The following is a 2,571-nucleotide window of genomic DNA, read 5'->3' on the forward strand; positions in this document are numbered from 1 at the left end:
CAGCCCCCGCGAGTTCATCCCGGTCTTCGAGCAGACCGCACTGATGGCACGGGTCACCGACTGGGTGCTCGAGGCGGCGCTGGACCAGCTGCTGGCGTGGCGCTTACAGGGACTGGACGTACCCCTGTCGATCAACCTGTCCAGCAGTTACCTGGCAGGCACCGACGCCTGGGATGTCATCCGCGCGAAGCTGGCGCGCCGCTGCCTCCCGGTCGGCCTGGTGGAGGTGGAGATCACCGAGGGCGAGTGGCTCGGCCCCGACTCGCCCGCCGTAGCGCAGATTTCCGCCATGGCCCAGGCGGGCGTCAGGATCGCCATCGATGACTTCGGCAGCGGCTACAGCAACTTCAATTACCTGTCCGACCTGCCCATCGCCACCCTCAAGCTGGACAAATCGCTGGTCGATGGCATCGGCACGGACCGGCGGGCACGCGCGAAGGTCTCGGCGATCCACCATCTTGCCCACGAGCTTGGCTACCTCACCGTTGCCGAAGGCGTGGAGCACCAGGACCAGCTGGATGCGCTGGCGGTGATCGGCCTGGATCAAGTCCAGGGGTACCTGTTGGCAACGCCTGCACCCGCGTCGGCGATCGCCGCACTTTTCGCGCCGGTCGCATCGCCACGGCGATCCCTCGCGCGTCGCCCTCGTCACCGCCGCGTCACAAATCAGATCGCTACGTAAACGCATCGATTCAAGGCTTTGAAGCACAGCGCGGTGCCGCCGATATCGGTTGTCCGCTGCGTGACTTGAGCGCCCCATTCCCGCCCTCCCCCTCTCATCCAGGCGATATCCCCACCATGCACTTTGTCAGGAATCTACGTGTCGGCCAGCGCATGAGCGTTGGCTTCTCCGCCGTCATTGGACTGATGGTCGTGCTGACCCTGTTCGGCATCCATCGGGTCCACCTCATCGAGAACGACCTGCACACGATCAATGACATCAACGCCGTCAAACAGCGCCTGGCCATCAATTTCAGGGGCAGCGTGCATGACCGCGCGATCGCACTGCGCGATGTCGTCCTGAGTGACGACCTGCAGGCCCGCGCCGAGGCCAACCGCCAGATCGACACGCTCGCCGACGACTACGCGGTGGCCGCCAAGCCGCTGTCGGAGATGATCGCGGCGAGTACGGACAGCAAGGAGATCGGCATGCTGAGGACCATCGCCGCCAACGAGGCTGCCACCCTCCCGCTGCTGGCCGAGGTCCGCAAGCAACGCGAGGCCGGCGATGTCGCGGCGGCCACCACGCTGATGCTCACCCAGGCCAAACCGGCCTTTGTCGCGTGGCTGGCCTCGATCAACGCCTTCATCGACTGGCAGGAGGCCAAGAGCGCCGCCACCGCCGAACAGCTGACGGCTACCGCGCGCGGCTTTGCCGTGCTCATGATCGGCGCAACGCTGCTGGCGCTGGCGCTGGGAACCGTCATCGCCATCGCGCTCACCCGCAGCGTGGTCAGCCCCCTGCGCACGGCCCTGCAAGCCGCCCGCGACGTCAGCCAGGGCAAGCTGGACACGGCCCTGGTGTCCCACCGGCGCGACGAGGCCGGCCAGCTGCTCGATGCCATGGAGCAGATGCGCCAACGCATCCGGCACGTCATTGCCGGGTTGGGCGAGATGACGGCCCGGCATGAACGTGGCCAGATCAGCTACCGCATGGACGCCGCCGCCTACCCGGGCGAGTTCGGCGTCATGGTGCGCGACACCAATGACATCGTGGCGGCGCATATCGCCATCAAGATGCAGCTGGTCCACCTGATCGGCCGCTACGCGGTGGGCGACCTGTCCGAGGACATGCCACGGCTGCCCGGCGAGAAGGCCATCATCACCGAGACCATGGACCGGGTGAAGGGCAACCTGTCGTCGATCAACCGCGACATCCGCGAGCTCACCCAGGCAGCGTCCGAGGGCAACTTCGCCGCGCGCGGCGAGCCGGAGGCGTATCAGTACGATTTCCGCGCCATGCTGGAAAACCTCAACGGCCTGATGGGCACGGCCGAGCAGAACCTCGCAGCGCTGTCCACGTTCCTCAATGCCGTCGCATCGGGCAACCTGGCGGCGCGCATGGAGGGCGACTTCCGCGGTGTCTTTGCCACCATGGGGGCCGATGCCAACAAGACCGCCACCAACCTGGCCGATATCGTCCGCCGCATCCACCTCTCGTCCGAATCCATCACCGGCGCGGCGACGGAGTTGGCCAACGGCAACCAGGACCTCTCCAGGCGCACCGAACAGCAGGCCGCCAGCCTGGAAGAAACCGCCGCGTCGATGGAAGAGCTGACCTCCACGGTCCGGCAGAATGCCGCCTCGGCCGACCAGGCCAATCGCCTGGCCATCGATGCCGCCGTGGTCGCAGGGCGCGGCGGCGAGATCGTGGGCGAGGTGGTCACCACCATGGACGGCATCGAAACGGCCTCCCGCCGCATCGCCGACATCACCACCGTGATCGACGGCATCGCCTTCCAGACCAACATCCTCGCGCTCAATGCCGCCGTGGAAGCTGCGCGCGCCGGTGACCAGGGCCGTGGCTTTGCGGTGGTCGCCGCCGAGGTACGCAGCCTGGCGCAACGCGCG

The 2,571-nt window shown here is 67.0% G+C and carries 2 protein-coding genes; both read left to right on the forward strand.

Annotated elements, in window-relative coordinates:
* A partial coding sequence (locus tag RTO53_RS14460) for an EAL domain-containing protein (RefSeq protein WP_312238446.1) occupies positions 1-682 on the forward strand: 682 nt, incomplete at its 5' end.
* A gap of 116 nt (positions 683-798) precedes the next feature.
* The coding region (locus RTO53_RS14465; RefSeq protein WP_312238447.1) for a methyl-accepting chemotaxis protein at positions 799-2,571 on the forward strand (1,773 nt) is incomplete at its 3' end.

This window comes from Stenotrophomonas sp., from assembly GCF_031995405.1.
In the GTDB taxonomy this organism is placed as follows: Bacteria; Pseudomonadota; Gammaproteobacteria; order Xanthomonadales; family Xanthomonadaceae; genus Stenotrophomonas.